This is a genomic window from Oleiphilus sp. HI0128 (assembly GCF_001635365.1).
Genome location: NZ_LWGG01000166.1, coordinates 1 through 1,054 on the forward strand (window position 1 = coordinate 1; position 1,054 = coordinate 1,054).

Here is a 1,054-nt window from a genome sequence, read left to right on the forward strand (position 1 = left end):
GACCACGAGATTTTCCCAACCTGAACGAATCTTCATTGCAGCGGTGTTAACCGCCTCGAGCCCCGATGCGCAAAAGCGATTAAGGACAACACCTGCAACATCATCATTCCATCCTGCAGCCAATGCTGCAGTTTTTGCGATATCAGCACCTTGGTCGCCAACAGCGGTAACGCAGCCCATGACGATATCGTCAACCTCAGCTGTATCGAAACCATTGCGCTGTTGAAGAGCGTTTAATAAATCTGAAAGAAGTGTTACCGGTTTTACTTCATGAAGAGCGCCGCTCGCTTTACCTCGGCCCCGAGGTGTGCGAATCGCGTCAAATATTAGGGCTTCATTTGTCATTGTACTTATCCTATAAAATTTGTTCGTCCATTGAATGGAAAACGCATTATTAGGATAGCTGGCTAAGCGAAGGTCTCAATGATATTTCATAGCAATAAAGTTGATCATTTATTGCAAGCTTAGAAAGGGTCTACAGAAAACGCCGACTTTATAGGGGCAATAGCGTATCTATTTCTGTAGGCAGGGGGCTCGCTCCCTCGCAATGAATCTGTATGGTGTCTGCCCGAAGCCAAACCGCCTGCGAGTCGAGGAAGGCTCTGCCTACATTGAGCATTATTAAGCTTTATGCGCCTGTTCTAGATATTCGTGACTTTGCATTTCTAACAAACGGCTTTCTGTACGTTCGAACTCAAAGCTAAGTTTGCCGCCCTGGTAAATTTCATGGATAGGCGCTTCAGCAGAGATAATCACCTTAACGCTGCGGTCATAAAATTCATCAACCATATTGATAAAGCGCCTCGCCTGATCATCTGTATCGATACTCATCTGAGGGACGTTACTCACGATCACTGCGTGAAATTCTCTTGCGATCTCAATGTAGTCATTCTGGCTTCTAGGTCCATCGCAAAGCTCGGAAAATGTAAACCAAACAACATCGTCAGCGTGCCGTAGCGCTTTAAGAGGGCGACCATTAATCTCAAGCTCTAGCTCGTGTGAACCTGCTTCAACAGCGAGCTGTTTAAAGTATTTATCCAAATTGATATCGGCT

At 45.7% G+C, this 1,054-nt stretch carries 1 protein-coding gene and 1 pseudogene; both read right to left on the reverse strand.

The features are described 5' to 3' along the window. Nucleotides 1-345, reverse strand: a pseudogene (locus A3763_RS02100) (acetyl-CoA C-acyltransferase); the annotation flags it as partial. Nucleotides 346-621: 276 nt separating this feature from the next. Then, nucleotides 622-1,054: cell division protein ZapE (gene zapE, locus A3763_RS02105; protein WP_156494834.1), on the reverse strand; the 433-nt coding region annotated here is incomplete at its 5' end.